Below are 18,338 nucleotides of genomic sequence, written 5' to 3' on the forward strand. Positions count from 1 at the left end.
TGCTGGCGTTTCACTTTGATTTCTGGCATCTCTACCGGCGTCTGGGCTTCGGTCGGCTGATTATGCAACTCCATGGCTAACCCCCGCTTTCTCTTCCGGGCTAGCGACGGCCAACCCGGTATCCGGCGCGAAGAAATGCAAATCGGCTGCCTCCGTCGGGAAAGTAACGAACGCGGCTTGGGCATCCTCCGGGAACTGTTCCGCCACATCAGCAATGAATTCAATATCGTGGTTGCGCAGCGTCACATTGCTGGCCCGGCCGAGACTGGCGACGTTCACGACTTGGACGGGCACATCGTACGCGCTGGTCGAGGTCAGCGACAATTTGATTTTTTCCGGGCGCACACCTAACCGGTAGGTGCCAGCGGGTAATGGTTCCGGCAGCGGGATCACCGCTGGCCGCTGGTCTTCATCAGTCATGACTAACGTGGCCGTTTTCCTCAATTCATCCACTGCCACGGTGAACATGTTCATCTTCGGCGAGCCGATAAAGGTGGCCACGAATTCGTTGCGGGGATGATTATACAGATCCAGCGGCGTCCCAACCTGCTGGACTTTGTGATCGTTCAGCACCATGATCCGCTCACCCATGGTCATGGCCTCGGTCTGGTCGTGGGTGACATAGATCAAAGTCATCTTCAATTCCTTGTGCAGTTCAACGAGTTCTTCCCGCATTTCGTTACGCAGTTGGGCATCCAAGTTGGACAGCGGTTCGTCCATCAAGACCAGGTTAGCCTTGGTGGCAATCGCGCGGGCGACGGCGACCCGCTGCTGCTGGCCGCCGGAAAGCTCTTTGGGCTTGCGGTCGGCCAATTCGGTTAGGTGCACCATTTTCAAGGCATCGGCGACCCGATTGTTTTCTTCTGCTTCGCTCAAATGCAGATTATGCAGTCCGAAGCGGATATTCTCGGCCACCGACATGAATGGCAGCAGGGCATAGTTCTGAAAGACCATCGCCAGGTGCCGGTCCTTGGGGGCGGCCTCGGTCACCTTTTTATCATTAAAATAAATGTCGCCGCCGGAAGCGGGAATGAGTCCGGCAATAATCCGTAAAATCGTACTCTTGCCCGATCCAGACGGGCCGACCAGAACATAGAATTCGCCTTCTTCAATTGTGGCGTCAATATCTTCCAAGACAGGGGTATCCCCGTAGTGTTTACTTAAATGTGCCAGTTTAATGACCATGTTGCAGCTCCCCCTCAAACCGGTTTTAGCGCACCGGTCATGACATCAATGACGGTACAAAAATATCCGAGACGGCAGTAATCATCCAATGTGGTCTAGGCCATTACCAAGTTTTCCCATAATTATGCGGCGAAACCCGCCCCCGAGGGCTTCGATGCTTGGTCATCAGTACCTGTACCGATGACTATCCTTATGATAGGCTACTATTTTTGAAAACGCTATTATTTTGTTCGACAAAAAAACCGGAACCCCTTCTGATACGCCGTGCCAATGCTCCGGTTGCTGCACATTAGCACTAAACACGCTTAAAAATGGAGTTCTGTTCCAATCCCGTTGGAAAAACTATTACTTTTGCGGGCGTACAATATATCGGGTTAAATACACCCCGGGTACCAAAAAGATCGCCGCCAACCCAATGGACAGCACGGTCAGCCAAGTATCGCGCTGCCACCAGCGGCTGCCGTACCAAATAATCGCCCCGCCGACAAGATACAGCGGCGTCAATACCAGGAACCGGCGCCAGCGGGGTTTACGCTCATCTTTGACATAGTCAACGATCACATCTTTGATCACGTCGCCAAAAAATTCACCCACGATATCCACTAAAAAGTCGATCATCGCCTCACTCACCTTTCTGTATTACGCCCGCATCGCCAGCCGGCTCTGGCGGATCTGCATGGCGCGTTCAAAATCGTCTGTAATAATGCCGACCACGTTGGTATCGCCCATCGCTGACCGGATCTCCAGTGGATCATCCACGGTCCATAAGCGCTGAGGAAAGTCGATCTGCGGCTGATAATGTTCCACGTGTAACGCGCTCAGAATCGGTCTGAGGGCGTCAAACTTGGGAATCTCCCCAGTCTTCGTCGTCAGCAGGGCCAGCGGCTGGTGGGGAGCCACGGTGTGCAGCCGGCGCAAAGTATCGGCATCAAACGAGGAATATACCGTCCGACCGGCCATCTTTTTGGCCATCACCAGTTGGTGCACCGCGGCTTCAATACCGGGATAGTGCACTTTGCTGGTTTTGAACTCCAGGTTCAGTTGGATTCCCGTGGGCGCTAGCAGATCCAAAACATCTGCCAGCAGCGGCACCTGTTCACCATTCACCAACTGATACTGGTGCAGTTCGGCCAGGGTCATATCCTTGATCCAGCCGTTCCCGTTGGTCGTCCGGTCAATCAGTTCATCGTGCATGATCACCAGCGCGCCGTCGATCGTTTGCTGGACATCCGTTTCAATCCCGTCGGCGCCGTGCTGGATCGTATAGTTGAAACTGGCCATAGAATTCTCTGGAAACCGCACCGGATAGCCGCGGTGGCCAAATATATCGAACACGATCTTTTCCCTCCTAATCATTGATGTATTGAACTTGGCTATATTATAGCAAGAAAGCGTTCCCTTGCCATGGGGTCTGCTTGCCCAAAACGGTATAATGTAAGCATTCACGATTTTAGAAAGCAGGAACTGATCGCCATGAAACATATCGTCACCGGTATTGTGGCCCACGTCGACGCCGGGAAGACCACCTTATCCGAAGCTCTGCTCTACGCCGCCGGCACGATTCGTACCTGGGGCCGGGTGGACAAAGGCGACGCGTTTCTCGATAACGACGCTTTAGAGAAAAAACGCGGGATCACTATCTTTTCCCATCAGGCCGAATTACAGGCCGGCGACTTAGCCGTGACCCTATTGGATACCCCGGGCCACGTGGACTTCGCGGCTCAAATGGAGGCCGTTCTGCCGGTGCTGGATTACGCCATTTTGGTAGTCTCCGCCACGGACGGCGTGCCGGGCTATACGCGCACGCTTTGGCACCTGCTGGCCCGCTACCGCGTCCCCGTCTTTATCTGGGTCAATAAAATAGACGCCCCCGGTGCCGACCCAGCCGCGGTTTTAGCCTTACTGCAAAAGACTCTGGCCCCCGGCTGCACCGACTTCACCCTGACGGATGCCGGTCAGCTGAGCGAAGCCGCTCTGGAAAACGCGGCCGTGCAAGACGATACGGTTTTGACGGATTTCCTCACTGCCGGAACCTTGTCCGATACGACTGTGCAGCGACTGATTCACAACCGGCAAGTCTTTCCAGTTTATTTTGGTTCGGCCCTCAAGCGGCAAGGGATCACCGCCTTCCTGGCCGGCTTGCAGCGCTGGACCCAACCGGCACAAGCGGCTGCTGACTTTGGTGCCCGGGTATTCAAAATCACCCACGACACCAAGGGCGAGCGGCTTACCTGGGTGCGGGTCACCGGCGGTACTTTGCAAGCCCGCCAAGTCGTCTTGGACGACGAAAAGGCCAACCAGCTGCGGGTCTACAACGGCGAGAAATTCACCCTCGTGCAAACTGTCCCCGCTGGCGTTGTTTGCGCCATGACCGGCTTCACCGATACTTATCCCGGCCAAGGCCTTGGCGCGGCCCAAGACTCGCCCCAACCTGAATTGCAGCCGGTGCTCACTTACGCCTTAGATTCCCAAGGCAACGATATTCATGCCTGCCTCACCGCCATGCGCCAGCTGGCCGACGAAGACCCCCAGCTGCACGTGAGCTGGTCAGAAAGCCTGCAGGAGATCCGGGTTCGGCTCATGGGCGAAATTCAATTGACCGTCCTGCGGCAAATGCTGGCGGACCGCTTTAACTTACAAGTGGACTTTGTCCAAGGCCATATCCTGTACAAAGAAACGATCACCGCCGCCGGCGAAGGTGCTGGCCATTTCGAGCCACTGCGCCACTATGCGGAAGTCCACCTGCTCCTGCGCCCCGGCCAACCGGGCAGCGGGTTGGTCTACGATTCGACGACCAGTACCGAGACCTTGCCCCAAAATTGGCAGCACCAAGTCCTCACCAGCCTTCAGGCCAAGGAGCAGCTCGGGGTCCTCATCGGCGCGCCGATCACTGATATGCGCATCACTCTGGTCACCGGTCGCGGCAGTATTGTCCACACTGTGGGCGGCGATTTTCGGGAAGCTGCCTGGCGCGCCCTGCGCCAGGGTTTGATGGTCCTAGCCAGCCAAAATCACTGCGTCGTCTTAGAACCGTGGTACGATTTTCGCCTGACCATTACTCGGGATCAGGTCGGCCGGGCGATGAACGACATTCAACGGATGAGCGGCACGATCGCTGAAACTGAAGATACTGCCGGCGGCACCCTCACCGTCCTCACCGGCACCGCCCCAGTCTCCGAAATGCAGTCCTACACCCAGGAAGTGACCACCTACACCCACGGCGAAGGCAGTCTCGAATACGTCGTCGCCGGCTACCGCCCCGCCCACAACGCCGATACCGTCATCGCCGAATCCACCTACAATCCCACCAGCGATCTCGCCAATCCCCCCGGCTCCGTCTTCGTCGCCCACGGTGCCGCCTACACCGTCAACTGGGACAAGGTCCCCGCCACCATGCATCTGCCGTACGTCTACACCCCCGCCCAACTCGCCGCAATGACCGACGAACAGCAGTCATAACGCATAACGAGGAAAATACCAAGGTTCAGTATGCCGCTGAGTAGCGTCTGGTGTAACGAGTATCATGCGAAGAACCACTTGGCACGGCAGTAGAATGCTATCTCCCAGTTCACACCAAAAAAGGTCCCGCCCCAGCAACAAACCCGTTGCTCAGGCAGGACCCTTCTCACTTACTCACTCATTACCGCTTAACCCCGGCTCGAAGAACTGCTGCTGCTCGAATTGTTCTTCTCCACCTGACCCTGCGTCTCACTCAACGTTACTGACGCCGTCTGCTTGCTGCTGCCCCGGTAATACGTCACCGTGACCTTATCGCCGACATTGAAGTTATACAACGCCGTATGCAGCTGCGCCACAGAGTTCACTGCTTTGCCGTTCAGCGCCGTGATCACATCGTAGGCCTTCAAACCAGCGTTAGACGCCGGTGTGTTCTTGTCCACGCTGCCAATGACGACCCCTTCGGTCAAACTATCCGGAATCTTCAGCTGACTGCGGATCCGTGAATTATCCACGGTACTCAGGTCAATGACCCGCACCCCGAGGGCTGGCCGCACGACCTTACCATTCTTCACCAGCTGATTGATGATCTTCACCACTTCGTTACTCGGAATGGCGAAACCCATCCCTTCAACGGTGGTCCCGTCATTGCTCTGGGCCAGCTTCATCGAGTTGATCCCCACAACTTGGGCCTCCGCATTCACCAGCGGGCCGCCGGAGTTCCCAGGGTTGATGGCCGCGTCCGTTTGAATAACCGTCGCCTGACCGGTCGTCTGACCACTAGAATTGGTGGTGTCCACGGTCCGGCTCTTGGCCGAAATAATCCCTTGGGTTACCGAGGTCGCATATTCGCTGCCCAGCGGTGAGCCAATGGCGATGACCGGTTCACCCGGTGTCAGTGCATCGGAATTGCCGAAAGTCGCAGTCCCTTTGACATATTTCGAATCAATGGTCAAAACTGCCAAGTCACTGACTTCATCGGTCCCGACTTTCTTTGCTGATACCTTCGTACCATCGCTTAAAATAACTTGCAATGAATCAGAGCCTTCAACGACGTGATAGTTAGTCACGATGTAGCCTTTACCGTTCTGGTTGGCATAAATCACCCCAGAGCCTTCGCCATACTCTTCCAAGCTGCCTTTAGAAGAACTGCTCTTGCTGTCATCGTCATCGCCGAAGAGTCCGGCAAACGGATCAGAACTATCGGTGTTGCTCTGCTTCTGCAGGTTTACCACAGAAACAACGGCGTTTTTATTTTTCGAAAACGCCTTGGACATGGACGTCGAATTCTTCATCGTCACGTTGCTGACCTGAGTTGTCCCCGGTTCAGAACTAGAAGAAACGGTCGTGTCGCTGGCCTGATTACTAATTTGGTGACTGAAGCCGGCATACGCCACGCCGCCGCCGATCAAGGCGGAAACGAGGGCAACGACGGCAATTTTCCATAATCCGCCCCCGCGTTTTTGCCGCGGCGGTTGACCGTTGCCATTATTCACCGGCCGTACCGGGCGTTGGTTGGGTTGCTGATTCGGTTCATTATTAGGTTCATTATTGTTAAATTGATTATTATCCATCATGACTGGTCTTGTCCGACACCAAGACCTGACCCCTCCTTTATCTCTATCAATCTTCACTTACTAGTGTACCGAAGAAGTTTGAAAAAAATGCGAACATTGTGTTGCTCTGCGGTGATCTTTCTGTAGCCAAACTTGCGCCGCCTACAGCGTGAGCAGCGGTACCGCCACCAGCGGATCGGTATCGTGAAGATAGAAATCATGATCAACCCCAAAATCATGGGCGGCCATTGTTTCCGCCACCGTCATGTGGGCCAACGATTTCATATTATTTTCCTGACTCAGATGGCCCAAGAAGATATGTTTTGTATCGTTGCCGACCACATCCATCAAAGCATGGGCCCCGTCCACATTGGACAAATGACCTAAGTCGCTCATGATGCGCTGCTTCAGCGGCCAGGGATACATCCCTTCCCGCAGCATCTCGGTGTCGTGGTTGGCTTCAAATAAGTAGCAGGTGGCATCCTTGATCACCCCTTCGACCCGCTCAGACACGTAGCCGGTATCGGTGACGATCACAAAAGATTCCCCTGAATGATGAAATTCATAGAACTGCGGCGCAATGGCATCGTGGGAAACGCCGAAGCTGGTGACGTCCAGATCACCCAAGGACAGCGTCGTCCCCATGGGGAACAGCTGCCGCTGGGCCGCCGGCACTTTACCGATTTTCGGCAGCATGGCCTGCCAGGTTTGCGCGTTGGTATAAATATTCATCTGCGGATACCGGCGAGCCAAGACCCCAACGCCGCGAATGTGGTCGCTGTGTTCATGGGTAACGAAAAGACTGTCCACCTCTTTCAAGGTACGGCCAATACTTTCCATCAATAACTCAACTTTCTTACCCGACAGTCCAGCATCCACCAGCACCTTATGCTGGGGCGTTTCAATATATGTCACGTTTCCCGTGGAACTGCTGGCCAATGGACTGACTCTGAAATAATCCAACCCTGGTAAATTTCCCACTGAATGTCGCTCCCTAAATCTTGATTTGCTTTCTGCCCAGAATAACATAATATCCTGTCAGACGGAATTATGAGCTGCTGGTCGTACTGCTGGTGGCATCGTTCGTATTGCTCTTCAATACCGCGCCAGTGAAGGCGTTGACCCGCTTGATAGTGACGACTTTGGTGTTGCGGTTCTCAATGCCCACGTACCACACGGGGATGTAAATCGTACTGCCTTTGGCGTCCAGCAGCCAGCCATAGGCCAGCTTCTCCCAAAGAATACGAGAATTGGACGGGATTTCACTATACGTATACAGCAGCATCACCGCCTCTTGAGCACTCTTTGTCTGATCCATTTCCTGCAGCTTTAACAGCCGATCAATATAGGTCTGGGTATAACCGGTCACCCAGCCGTTGCGGATCTGGAAGACCAGCTGGCCGTGGCTGTCCATGAGCAGCTGACCGTCCACCTTTTGGGCATAAACCGCCCGCGTAGTATCCGATACTTCCGGAACATACTCGTACTGATCGGCAAACAGAACGTTGCCGCTCGTTTTCAGCCAGTCCCGAAAGACACTGTTCCGGTTCTTTGTGGTGACTCGGAACGGATCATTGAGCTTGCTGATCAGCGTCATTTGGGCTGAATCTAAAGACACCGTCTGATCTGTCAACCGATGGTAATTCTGTTGCAGGGCGGCGTTGGGCTGGCTGGCCAAATAATAGCCGCTGCCCCGCTTGGTGGACAGCTTATTCACACTGATATTATCCTCCTGCATCTCCCGCACGAAGCTGGTGGGGGTCGTGGTAGTGGAGGTCGTCCGCGAGCCGACCTGAGTCAGGTTGGAGCGAAAGGAGAAGAACAGGAAGATATCCAGCGCAATGAACACGATGAGAAAGATGCCTTCAATCTTGCGAAAGTCCATTTATCTCACCCCCATGGCCGTGCTGTTGGTATTGGCACTCGCTTGATCAGCATCATTCGACTCGCCCGAAGCGCTGGTTTGGTCAGCCGGTGACGTATCGGAAACGGTATCCGGGTCAGTTTTCAGCCAAGTTCCAAACGACTGCCATTGTCCATAGTAGCGGACATAATACGTCGGCAGCAAATCGACGACCTGGTCGGTTTCCTTATCCATCTGCCACCGGTAGCCCAGCTGGATTCGTTCAATGCGTTTGCGTTTGAAGCCCCGCTGTACCATTTGATCGATCACCTGCTCGGTGGGAATCACCGATACTGCCGCTTGGTCCGAGGGTACCGGCACTTGCAAATTAGAATTAGCGAAGAGTGCCTCCAACAGTCCAGTGGAATCCCCCGGTGTGATTTGCGCCGCTCCTTTATCAGTTTGCTGGAATACCGGGAAGCCCTCTACATAATTGCGAAACGAGACCGTGTCGGTATTATCGTCATAGCCGAAATAGCGGATATTGCGCAGGGAAATCCCGCCATTTTTCAACGTTTCAAAGCTATTCTCCAGCTTCGCGGTCATCGTCTTGACTTCCTTTTGGCCGTAGCTCTGATAGGTCACCAAATGGCCGTTCTTGGGCACGATCAATTTTTGACTGCCTGAAATGTACTGGGTATCACCGCCAGATGATTTGGACTCGATATTACTCGTTTCCGACCCGCTCATCAGATTATTGACGAACTCGTTGTCCGGAGTGTAGGACACCAGGTAGCTATAAGGGTTCATCGTGAACGCCTTGGTAAATAGCAGCTGCGTAGTGTTGTTTAACGCCACGTACTTGCACTGCGCAGTAAAATCAGCACTCCGCACCAGGCTGGTCAGATCGGTATAATTGCCGGCCATAGTGGTCTCGCGAATTGTTTGGTTGTCATCGTTCAAAAAAGTGATGGTTAAGCGGTTGCCCTTGGGTGTCGCAATCAGCCGATCAAAAGCGAAATCCGTCTCGGATAATTTACTGGGCTGTTTGAACGTATCCGCAAACAAGCGCCACGTGATGCGGTCCGGGTAAATCATCATGATACTGTTTTTTTGATTGAGGCGGGCCAAATAGGCCTTCATGTCCAGTTTTTGGACCACCCCAATCGTGGTCATGTTCCATTTGGCCAAGCGCTTCTGCAAATTAGCCATCAGGTTATTCTTGCGGTTATACACCAATTTCTCGGTCACATCATCATGATAAATGACGCGAATCGGCAAGTACACATCGCCTAGACTCTGCACGGTGCTGTTCTGCACGGCATTGGCGTTGTCGTTCACCACATCCTGGGGCCGATTGAACGCGGTGTTATGGGCCATGATCAAGTAGGTCAGCACGAAGCTGATCGCTACTGCGATGATCAGGGCCACCCGCAGGATAATACTAGACAGTCTCGTCATCCCAGTCACCTCCTGGATCGTAGGCTTCATACGGCAATGAAATATAGAACGTGGAGCCCCTGCCCTCAGTACTGTTGACCCAAATCCGGCCGCGGTGGGCCTCCACAATTTCCTTGGAAATGGCTAGGCCCAAACCCGTACCGCCCTGCTGCCGGGAACGGGCTTTATCCACCCGGTAGAAGCGGTCAAAGACCTTGGCCAGATCTGCCCGGGGAATGCCCAGGCCCTGGTCCGCGATGCTGATCAGGACGTGTTCCCGGGACCGGAAGAGCCGAACGGTGATCGTCCCGCCATCGGGTGAATACTTGATGGCGTTATTCATCAAGTTGTCGATCACTTGCGTCATCTTATCTGTATCGATCTCCTGCCAGATATCTTGGGACGTGAAGTTCCGCTTGATCACGTAGTGCTTCTGGGGTGCTCCAGAGCCGGCGGCGTTCTCTTCATCAGAATGAATCATCATATCGAACCGATTGATGATGTAAGCCAAGAACTCATTCAGATTGACATATTCCAAGTTCAACTTGGCCGTTCCCCGATCGATCCGGGACAGACTGAGCAGATCGTTGATCATCCGAATCATCCGGTCGGTTTCATTCTGAGTCACTTTCAGAAACTTCGGCGCAATACTAGGATCTTTCCACGCGCCGTCGTTCAGGGCCTCAATATAACTGCGCAGACTGGTCAGCGGCGTGCGCAATTCATGGGACACATTGGAAACAAATTGCTGCTGTTCGCGCTCGTTCTTTTCCTGCTCGGTGACATCGTGGAGTACGCAGACCAAGCCGGAAATGAACCCGGTCTCTCGCTGGATGAGGGAGAAGTAAGCGTGCAAGATCAAGTCCTTGTTGCCCTTGTCGGACATATCCAGGATGATTTCCTGCTGCTTTTCGAGTAGATCCCGCAGAGTGTAGTCTTCACTGATATCCAGCACATCCAGAATTGAGCGGCCGATGGTATCTTCTTCGGACTTATCCAGGTAATCCTGGGCCGTATCGTTGATGATCACGACGTTGCCCCGCCGGTCGGTGGCCAAGACCCCGTCCGTCATGTAACTGAGGACCGAGTCCAGCCGCCGGCGTTCCGCCTCCGAGGCTTCCTGGGCCTCCTCAACCCGGATAGAGAGGTTGTTGACGGCCACAGCCAGCTGGCCGAGTTCGTCATTGCCGTAGATCCGTACCTGACCGGAGTAATCCCCTCGGGCCATGCGGATCGCTTGTTTCTTCATATCATCAATGGGCTTGGTTATTGCCCGGGAAATAAGAATGGCAATCACAGTCCCCAAAACGGCTGCCGTGAGCGAGGCCGCCAGGAAGATCTGGACGATTTTTTGAATACCGGAGAAGACGTCCTCCATATTGGCCCGCACATAGACGACCCCCACTGTGGCGTTGCTCTCCGCAGTGGGATTCGACAGCGGCGTGATGGCAATATAAAAACTCCGGTTGCGGGCATCGTAACTGATCCGATCCAGCTTCCGGTTCTGATAGATCCCAGTCTTCACTTCAGGAACCGTGGAGCGATGGCCCACGGCGTCTTGATCATTAACGTTGCTCGTGCCGCGAATCACGCCACGATTGTCCACGACTTGAATTTCAGAAATGTTGTTGTTGTTCACGTTGCTGAGAACGTCTTTGATCGTCTGATTGGCCTGGGTACTGTTTTTATCCACCAAAGCCGTCGACAATTGGTTCATGACGTAAGCTTGGAGCTGGATCGAGTCTTCAAAGGACTGGACGTTCTGCTCCTCCAACTGGCCGACAAAATAAGCCCCGATGACTTCCAGTGTCACAACCAGCAGCAGGACGAAAACCAGGGCGATTTTAAAATGAATGGATTGAAATAATTTAATTCGTTTGTTCATGCGGTTAGACCCGCCTTACGGCGATCACTCATCCCCCGGCCGGCGCAGGAAATAGCCGACGCCGCGGCGGGTGACCAGCCATTCCGGTTTGCTTGGATTGTCTTCGATTTTTTCCCGCAAGCGGCGAACGGTCACATCGACGGTACGCACATCGCCGAAGTAATCATAACCCCACACGGTTTGTAACAGGTGCTCCCGGGTCATCACCTGACCCAGATGCTGGGCTAAATAATAGAGGAGTTCAAATTCCCGGTGGGTCAATTCGATCTTCTCGCCCCGTTTCTTAGCAATATAAGCGTCCGGCAAAATCTGCAGATCGCCCACGGTAATTTCTTGGGGACTATCTGAATCGACTTCTTGGGCACTGTTGGTGGCATCGATGCGGCGCAAATTAGCCTTCACCCGGGCAATCAGTTCCCGGTTAGAGAACGGCTTGGTGACATAATCATCAGCCCCCAGTTCCAAACCCAGAACCTTATCGATCTCCGAGTCCTTCGCCGTGAGCATAATAATCGGCGTATCGCGGTCCTTGCGCACTTGGCGGGCCACTTCCAGCCCGTCGATTTTCGGTAACATCAGATCCAGTAAAATCAGATCCGGTTCATAACTTTTTACCTTGGCCAGGGCTTCCTCGCCATCGGCTGCGGTGTCGACATCGTAGCCTTCTTGGGTCAAGTTGAATTTCAGAATGTCAGAAATTGGTTTTTCATCGTCTACTACGAGAATTTTTTTGGCCATGCGAAACAAATACCTCCTTGAGGTTGATGGTGCGTGCAATAGTGACCTGTAACAATTATAACAATTCTGGGCAATATTACAAAAGTGTCACGAAGCGGGGCGGGGCAAACTGTTGGGCTCGCCCTGTTGAAAACGGTCTCTTCGTGTTTGTCTATTTTCTGTAACGCGAGGCATTTTCCGTTGCAAAGCCGATTCGGCATCTTATACTGATGATGTAGTTGAAGCGATGTATTATACGAGGAGGAAAAAGCATGAAGTTACGACGGTTTTTAACAGTGGCAGCGACCTTGGCGGCCGCGGTGATTCTGGCTGGATGCAGCGGCGGCAGCGGTTCGTCCAGTACCCCCGGCGGCGGAACCAGCAGCAGCGGCCGGACCAAGATCACGTTCTGGTATCGGATGAACGGGGTCTACGAAAAGGCGTTGAATTCCTACATCACTGATTTCAACAAGAGCCAGAAGCAATACGAAGTGGTCGGTACGTCCCAGGGGAGTTACGACGACCTCCAAAAGAAGCTGCTGGCAGCGGCCAAATCCCGAACTTTGCCCACCATGAGTCAGGTCACCGATATCACGGTGCCCGAGTACATAAAGAACGGCTTCATCCTGCCGCTGGACAACGTGGCGCTGAAGGGCAGCGACAAACTGACCGATAGGGAACTGGCCGATATCTACCCCGGCATCCGGCAAAACCTGAAGTACCAAGGCAAGTATTACACCATGCCCTTTGCTACCGGCACTCGGATCATGTTTTACAACAAAGACATTTTAGATAAGTACAAACTGAGCGTCCCGAAGAACTGGGAAGACTTCGCCGCCATCAGCCAGAAGCTCAAGGGTACTGGCATCACCACGGTGGGGTTCAACAAGTCCTATGATTTTGAACTTGAAACCTTGGCCTACGATGCCGGCAACCGGCTGGTCACGCCGCAGCTGAAGGTGAATTTGACGACGCCAGCGACACTAGCCGCCGGTAACGCCATTGTCGCCATGCTCCACGACAAGACGGCCGCTTCTGCCGGGACCGACGTCTACTTCAACGTGCCCTTCGTTCAGGGCAAGATGTTCGCCGGCTTCGGTTCTTCCGCCACGATCCAGCAATTGAAGAATACGGCGCCCAAGACCATGCACTGGGGTACGGCGCTGATGCCCGGCTTCCAGGGCAAAGAAAGCAACGTGCTGGGCAACAATGGTCTAGGGCTTTTCAAAGGGGCGTCCGCCAAACAGCAGCAAGGGGCTTGGCAGTTTATGAAATATCTAATGAGCAGCAAAGTCCAAGCTGATTGGGGTGAAAAGACCGGTTATGTGCCCGTGGTGAAATCTGCCGTGACCAGCGCCAGCTACCAGGCCTTTCTAAAGAAGAATCCCGAATATCAAGCGGCCGTGGATGCATATGAGAAGGCCTTCTCCTCCACCCCGTTCGTCGGTTACAACGAGTACCGCAACGACCTGTATGCAGCCGTGGACGCCACCATCAGCAAGGGTGAGTCGGCGAAGACTGCCTTGACAGCCTTGCAGAAGCAAACCGAACAAATCATTCAGGATAACAAGTAAGTACAGGGACAGCCAGCGTCCCTAAGTCAACATTACTGACATTTTTCTGTAAAAGGGGGTTGCATGACCCCCTTTTCTCGTGCTATTATATTTAAGTCGTTGAGAGCGACAGGGACATTTCATGGGTGGCTAGCTCAGCTGGCAGAGCAACGGACTCTTAATCCGTGGGTCCAGGGTTCGATCCCCTGGCCACCCATTTTTGCATTATCAACCAGTAGCAAACGTTGTTAAAACGGCGTTGTTACTGGTTTTTATTTTGGCCGAATTGTCACTAATTCGCATGAATTGGCAATGAAAGAAAACCACGAGAAAACCACGGAACACCACAAATAAAATATCATTACGGGTGGGCGGTTGCCGTTTCTGGTCTGAATCAGGAACGGCCTTTTTTATACTGAAGTTTGCAATTGCAGTAACCGTTAACGTATAATTGATAGTGTACCTAGATAGTTTCTCTGATTACTTCATGGAATGAGGTGTGCTTATGCATTTACTTTGGGCTTTGATCATTGGCGCAGTGATTGGTGCAATTGCTGGGGCAATAACTAACAATGGTAAATCAATGGGCTGGATCGCCAATATCGTAGCAGGTTTAGTTGGTTCTGCTATTGGTGAGTCACTTTTAGGCCATTGGGGACCGCAGCTGGCTGGCATGGCTTTAATTCCGTCGATTATTGGCGCAATTATTGTGGTCGCTGTTGTTTCATTCTTCCTTAGCAGGTCAAATAAGTGAAAGGAGAGCTGCTTTCATGGAAGTTTTACAATCCGCGTTTAAGTTTATGGTTGCTAGTACGTTAATTGTTGGCGGAGTTCTTGTTGCTGGTACGGTTTTTGCAGCTAAGAGCATCGACAAGGCTGGCGATCAATTGCAAGACAAGCTCCACAACTAGTTTTCCTAAGTGTGCCACCTCATCTTGGGGTGGCTATTTTTTGTGCTGAACTGGGTATGTCCAAAAATGGCGACACCCACAGCGGAAAATTCCGCCGCCAGTTGATCCAGACAGTCATTTACTTGCCTTCTTCACCGGGCGTGCACCAGAAACGGCCTGTCAGCACACAAAAAGCGGGCATCACTGCCCGCCAGATGAAAATAACACACTACGTAGTCAGCTTCCAACGCAGAACGATCTGCCAGTGAAGTTGTCTATTTTTTATGGCTACAAACTGCAAACGCTCTTTAACGATCAGCCACGGTCTATAAAATGCGCCACCAGTTAGCTGTGCTGTGCGTCGGTTAAAACGGATCTACCCGCTTATTGCCTAGGACTAATTTCATTATACCATAAGCTATTGATTATCGATACTATTCATTAGATTTGAAAAGCCCACGCAACTGCTGAATCATGCTGATCACCGAAAAGGGAAGTTCTTGGCTGGCTGTATCGACTTCACCACGATTTTGGTACCAAAACTCCGTCAACATGGCCACGGCGATGTCAAATTGGCTGTATGGCTCCATTTGATCAGTGGTGGCTGTACTGTCCACAGCATTGCGCACATAGTCTTGGGCAGCCGTAATATAACCAGTGATCAGGGCATCATCTTGGGTGCCTGATTCAAGCCGCAGGCTGTTCTTAATTGCATCAGTTGTAACTGTCATGTACTCATTCCTTTCAAAAAAGGGGGTGGCAAATCGCCATCCCCTCTCACTTTGTTTCTATGCAGTTAATTATGCTTTTGGCGTGGCTGCTACCGGTGTAATGTCAACAATTCGAGCCGCGTCAGGGTCTACTACTTCGTAGTCGTTCCGTACGACCACGGCCAGCCCCTGGCTGTAACTGTCGAACCGTTCCCATTGGGTATCTACTTCATTCTTTTGGGCCAGGAAAACTGCTTGACTAAAGTCGCCCACTAGGATCCGGTATGTGCCTGTCTTGACAGTCGGCAGCACCTTATTCGAAATGACGATCACTGGGGCACCAAACAGCTGCTTGCCGGACGGGGAAGTGATATTAGGCTGTAAAATATAGCGGCCTTCACTGTCCTTCAGCGTATCCAGATAGTTGAATGCGTCTTGGTTGACGATCACAGATAGGGACAGCGCCGGATCCAACTCAACATTGAAGGTACTCTTCAGGTCGTCCAGGGTGGTACCGGCGATATGCTTGAAGTTGTCGTTCTTGTTGGCGTCTTGGCCCGTGATTAGGCCCACAATATTGCTGTTATTAGTGTTTTGCGCCAGCTTCTTCAGCTGGCTCTTCACTTCGGCCACAATATCCACTTCACTGTCTTCGACCAGTTCATCAGACAAATAGATCTTGCCCGCACGGGTCTGCACCTTGTAGTCCACACCACGGAACAGGGCCGCATCTACCTCGCCGATGTCGTCCATCTCGGCTTTAGTGGCCAGCGTACCGTTGTTTACCAAGGCAATTGGGTAAGTACCGACGGGGGTGCCTACTTGCTTCACTGTGACATACTTAGCCAGATCATAGTCGGACTGCTTCAAGTCCCAAACATCGTTGATCACTTCTTTAGGTACGACCGCACCGGCAGTGGTTGTCGTTAAACCGTCCCGTTTCTCGCCCATACTGCGGATATAATCTTCATACGCCCGGGATTCGGTTGTCTTGGCGGGGTCAATAATTGTTTTTTCGGTCATGTTAGTAGCTTCCTTTCCCTTTTCAGGATTTTCTGTGTTTTTTTTCAGCCAATTGGTGTAACTGCGCTGCGCTACAGTAGTGTCAGACGCTTCGACACTCGTATCGTCATAGGCAGGAATGGCCACCAGCGATACATCGAACAGGCTCTTGACTTGATTAATGGTGCGGGTTACCTGGCCGCTGTCGTCCTTTGTAAAAGTGTCACCGTCAGGTGCTGCAACAAATGTGAAGCTCATGGCGGATAGGTTCCCGGCCTGCACATTCGTATAGGCATCGTCGGCAATGGTTGTATCTGGCAGTGTCGCATCGAAATGCAACCCCTTGTCATCCACATTCAAGGTCAGAGTACCGGCTTTGGTGCTGGCCAGTACTTGGCTGAAATCATGGTTCGATACCATATAGACATCGGACAGATCTACATTGTCAAAGGCGTGGGGATCAATCACTTCCACGAACCCGCCTAAGTCCTTGCTGGGTGTATTGAATACCACAGCATACCCGGATAACGTCTTAGGAGTGCTGTCAGCGTCTGTGCTATCGGTATCCGCAGAATCATCAGGGGGTGTCTCTGGCTCTGCCGTAGCCGCGTCCAGGGCCGCTTCAGGGGTGACCCGTTTCTCAACATCATCGTTATTCATTTTGTGGTGTACTTCCTTTCTTGGCGTCCTGATAAGCAACCAAGTTGCTCAGTGGCGTGTAGTTCAGACTGGCCATGATCTCATCACCACCAGCGATTGGTGGCAGACCTATCTTTTCCCGGGCTTCATTGGTGGTGAGCAGACCACCCTGCAAACCGTCAATTGCCAGTTTCTGCATGGTGGCCGGGTCCGCTGAAAACAGCTTGTCAGTATTGAAGCTGAACCGGTTGTCACCTGTGGACAGTTTGGCGTCCAATTCGCTGGTAAAGCAGGAGAAGTATTGAACCAGCGTGTTTTGCAGATACATCAAGTTGCTCTGTATCGCATTGGAGTGCTCACTTTCAACGCCTAAGCGATCCAGTGGCAGACCAAACGCCTTAGCGATCTGCTTCGTAGTCCAATCGTTAGAATTGACCAGCTGCAATACGTCTGTATTCACTTGCAGCTGGCTGTAATCCATGTTCTCGTCCAGAATAATGGTCTTCAGCGCATTGGTTCCGCTGTTAGCCTGCTCAAACTTTTGGCGGATGTTTTCCTTGGCCGGCGCATCCAAGTCCGACTTGTGTACTTTCAGTAGGCCGGTTCCTTGCACACCAGATTTGAAAAAGCCGTTTAGCAAGTCGTTTCCCGACTTCTGCAAAGCCACTTCGTCATGCAAGGCGTACAACGGCGATAGCCCCGTATAGCCGTCCTGGGTAAAGCACTTGAAGTGTAATACCTCACTGGCTGGCAAACGCTGTGTGGGGCCGTCTGTGGGCGTGTATTCGTAGGTCACGACGCCTGTGCTATCGTCCTGTTTCACCACCATCTGGCTATTCGGAACGAACTCCAAAGCATTCACTTGCTGACTGTTGTTGCGGCCAATTAGGGCAAAGGCATTGCCGTTCAGCAGCATGTTAGCAGCCAGGGCAAACTTGAACGCCCAGGCAGTCATGTGGTCGTTGGGTGCCTTATTAAGTAAGACTGTCAGCTTCTTGTCACTGTATTCGATAGGGTTGGCTGCCAAGTCACTGGCAATAACTTTCACAGCCGTAAATATGTCGCTGTTGTGCAGGGCACCAACGCCCACATACACGCCGCTGTCATTGCTGGTCATACTGATCAAGGCATCGAGAAATGGTTCGCTGTTGTCGTCTTGGCGAGGCTGGGAAGTATCATTTTGGAAAAAGCTCATGTTGTCACCTCCTTAATGTTTCATGTTAAATGATCTGTTGTAGTTGATGATCAGGGCCAGCACAATGCAGACCACTCCCAGCGCAACTAGGCCAGTGGGACCGCCAAGCAGCCACCACACACCCGCAACGACAAGTGCTAAGCCTGCTACCAGCAGTACAGTCTGGATATTTATATGCGCCGGATTTAAAATTGAAGTGCAACGCCGATTGAGTTAGACCAATCGACCGGGTTGATTTAACAAAATAGGCCATGAAGACCTATCCTT

At 52.6% G+C, this 18,338-nt stretch carries 16 protein-coding genes and 1 tRNA gene; 5 read left to right on the plus strand and 12 right to left on the minus strand.

What is annotated here, in order from left to right; translation table 11 throughout:
- Positions 1–60: 60 nt before the first annotated feature.
- The 3 genes from FMM01_RS12140 to FMM01_RS12150 form a co-directional block, all read right to left on the minus strand.
- The gene (locus FMM01_RS12140) at positions 61–1,185 is read right to left on the minus strand and encodes an ABC transporter ATP-binding protein (RefSeq protein ID WP_150392697.1); all 1,125 of its coding nucleotides are present in this window, start codon (positions 1,183–1,185) and stop codon (positions 61–63) included.
- 345 nt (positions 1,186–1,530) lie between these two features.
- On the minus strand, positions 1,531–1,803 hold the full coding sequence (locus FMM01_RS12145; RefSeq protein WP_150392698.1) for a hypothetical protein: 273 nt from the start codon (positions 1,801–1,803) through the stop codon (positions 1,531–1,533).
- 21 nt (positions 1,804–1,824) lie between these two features.
- Complete coding sequence (locus tag FMM01_RS12150; protein ID WP_223849939.1) at positions 1,825–2,520, minus strand: glycerophosphodiester phosphodiesterase family protein; 696 nt, start codon at positions 2,518–2,520, stop codon at positions 1,825–1,827.
- A 138-nt stretch (positions 2,521–2,658) separates the two neighbouring features.
- Here FMM01_RS12150 and FMM01_RS12155 point away from each other — a divergent pair, with 138 nt between their 5' ends.
- Positions 2,659–4,644, plus strand: a complete 1,986-nt coding sequence (locus FMM01_RS12155) for an elongation factor G (RefSeq protein WP_150392699.1) — start codon at positions 2,659–2,661, stop codon at positions 4,642–4,644.
- A 188-nt stretch (positions 4,645–4,832) separates the two neighbouring features.
- On the opposite strand, the gene FMM01_RS12160 is transcribed toward FMM01_RS12155, so the two are convergent.
- The 6 genes from FMM01_RS12160 to yycF all read right to left on the minus strand — a co-directional run bounded on the left by FMM01_RS12160 (position 4,833) and on the right by yycF (position 12,103).
- Positions 4,833–6,215: a S1C family serine protease gene (locus tag FMM01_RS12160; protein WP_150393287.1), complete on the minus strand. Its 1,383-nt coding sequence runs from the start codon at positions 6,213–6,215 to the stop codon at positions 4,833–4,835.
- A gap of 144 nt (positions 6,216–6,359) precedes the next feature.
- A complete protein-coding gene (locus FMM01_RS12165) occupies positions 6,360–7,178 on the minus strand; it encodes an MBL fold metallo-hydrolase (RefSeq protein ID WP_027829466.1) in 819 nt (272 codons plus the stop codon).
- 67 nt (positions 7,179–7,245) lie between these two features.
- On the minus strand, positions 7,246–8,082 hold the full coding sequence (locus tag FMM01_RS12170; protein ID WP_027829465.1) for a two-component system regulatory protein YycI: 837 nt from the start codon (positions 8,080–8,082) through the stop codon (positions 7,246–7,248).
- Positions 8,083–9,501: a YycH family regulatory protein gene (locus FMM01_RS12175; RefSeq protein ID WP_027829464.1), complete on the minus strand. Its 1,419-nt coding sequence runs from the start codon at positions 9,499–9,501 to the stop codon at positions 8,083–8,085.
- Positions 9,485–11,365 carry a cell wall metabolism sensor histidine kinase WalK gene (gene walK / locus FMM01_RS12180; protein ID WP_150392700.1) on the minus strand — a complete coding sequence of 627 codons (1,881 nt, stop codon included), beginning with the start codon at positions 11,363–11,365 and terminating at the stop codon, positions 9,485–9,487. Before walK ends, FMM01_RS12175 begins: the two co-directional genes overlap by 17 nt.
- 24 nt (positions 11,366–11,389) lie before the next feature.
- Complete coding sequence (gene yycF, locus FMM01_RS12185; protein ID WP_027829462.1) at positions 11,390–12,103, minus strand: response regulator YycF; 714 nt, start codon at positions 12,101–12,103, stop codon at positions 11,390–11,392.
- Positions 12,104–12,354: 251 nt separating this feature from the next.
- On the opposite strand from yycF, the gene FMM01_RS12190 reads away from it, so the two are divergent.
- The 4 genes from FMM01_RS12190 (at position 12,355) to FMM01_RS12205 (ending at position 14,546) form a co-directional block, all read left to right on the plus strand.
- Positions 12,355–13,656: an ABC transporter substrate-binding protein gene (locus tag FMM01_RS12190; protein ID WP_150392701.1), complete on the plus strand. Its 1,302-nt coding sequence runs from the start codon at positions 12,355–12,357 to the stop codon at positions 13,654–13,656.
- A gap of 123 nt (positions 13,657–13,779) precedes the next feature.
- Positions 13,780–13,852: transfer RNA gene (locus tag FMM01_RS12195), tRNA-Lys, on the plus strand.
- A 288-nt stretch (positions 13,853–14,140) separates the two neighbouring features.
- Positions 14,141–14,389, plus strand: a complete 249-nt coding sequence (locus tag FMM01_RS12200) for a GlsB/YeaQ/YmgE family stress response membrane protein (RefSeq protein WP_150392702.1) — start codon at positions 14,141–14,143, stop codon at positions 14,387–14,389.
- A 16-nt stretch (positions 14,390–14,405) separates the two neighbouring features.
- Positions 14,406–14,546 (plus strand): hypothetical protein, encoded by a 141-nt coding sequence (locus FMM01_RS12205; RefSeq protein WP_146994994.1) that lies wholly within the window; start codon positions 14,406–14,408, stop codon positions 14,544–14,546.
- 413 nt (positions 14,547–14,959) lie between these two features.
- Here the strand turns inward: FMM01_RS12205 and FMM01_RS12215 are convergent, their stop codons facing one another.
- The 3 genes from FMM01_RS12215 to FMM01_RS12225 form a co-directional block, all read right to left on the minus strand.
- Positions 14,960–15,256 carry a head-tail connector protein gene (locus FMM01_RS12215; protein WP_150392703.1) on the minus strand — a complete coding sequence of 99 codons (297 nt, stop codon included), beginning with the start codon at positions 15,254–15,256 and terminating at the stop codon, positions 14,960–14,962.
- A gap of 69 nt (positions 15,257–15,325) precedes the next feature.
- Positions 15,326–16,897 carry a phage major capsid protein gene (locus FMM01_RS12220; protein WP_150392704.1) on the minus strand — a complete coding sequence of 524 codons (1,572 nt, stop codon included), beginning with the start codon at positions 16,895–16,897 and terminating at the stop codon, positions 15,326–15,328.
- Positions 16,890–18,071, minus strand: coding sequence for a phage portal protein (locus FMM01_RS12225; RefSeq protein WP_150392705.1), 1,182 nt, complete (start codon positions 18,069–18,071; stop codon positions 16,890–16,892). Before FMM01_RS12225 ends, FMM01_RS12220 begins: the two co-directional genes overlap by 8 nt.
- Between the last annotated feature and the right edge of the window lie 267 nt (positions 18,072–18,338).

Origin of the sequence: Schleiferilactobacillus harbinensis (genome assembly GCF_008694105.1) — a bacterium.
Taxonomy (GTDB): domain Bacteria; phylum Bacillota; class Bacilli; order Lactobacillales; family Lactobacillaceae; genus Schleiferilactobacillus; species Schleiferilactobacillus harbinensis.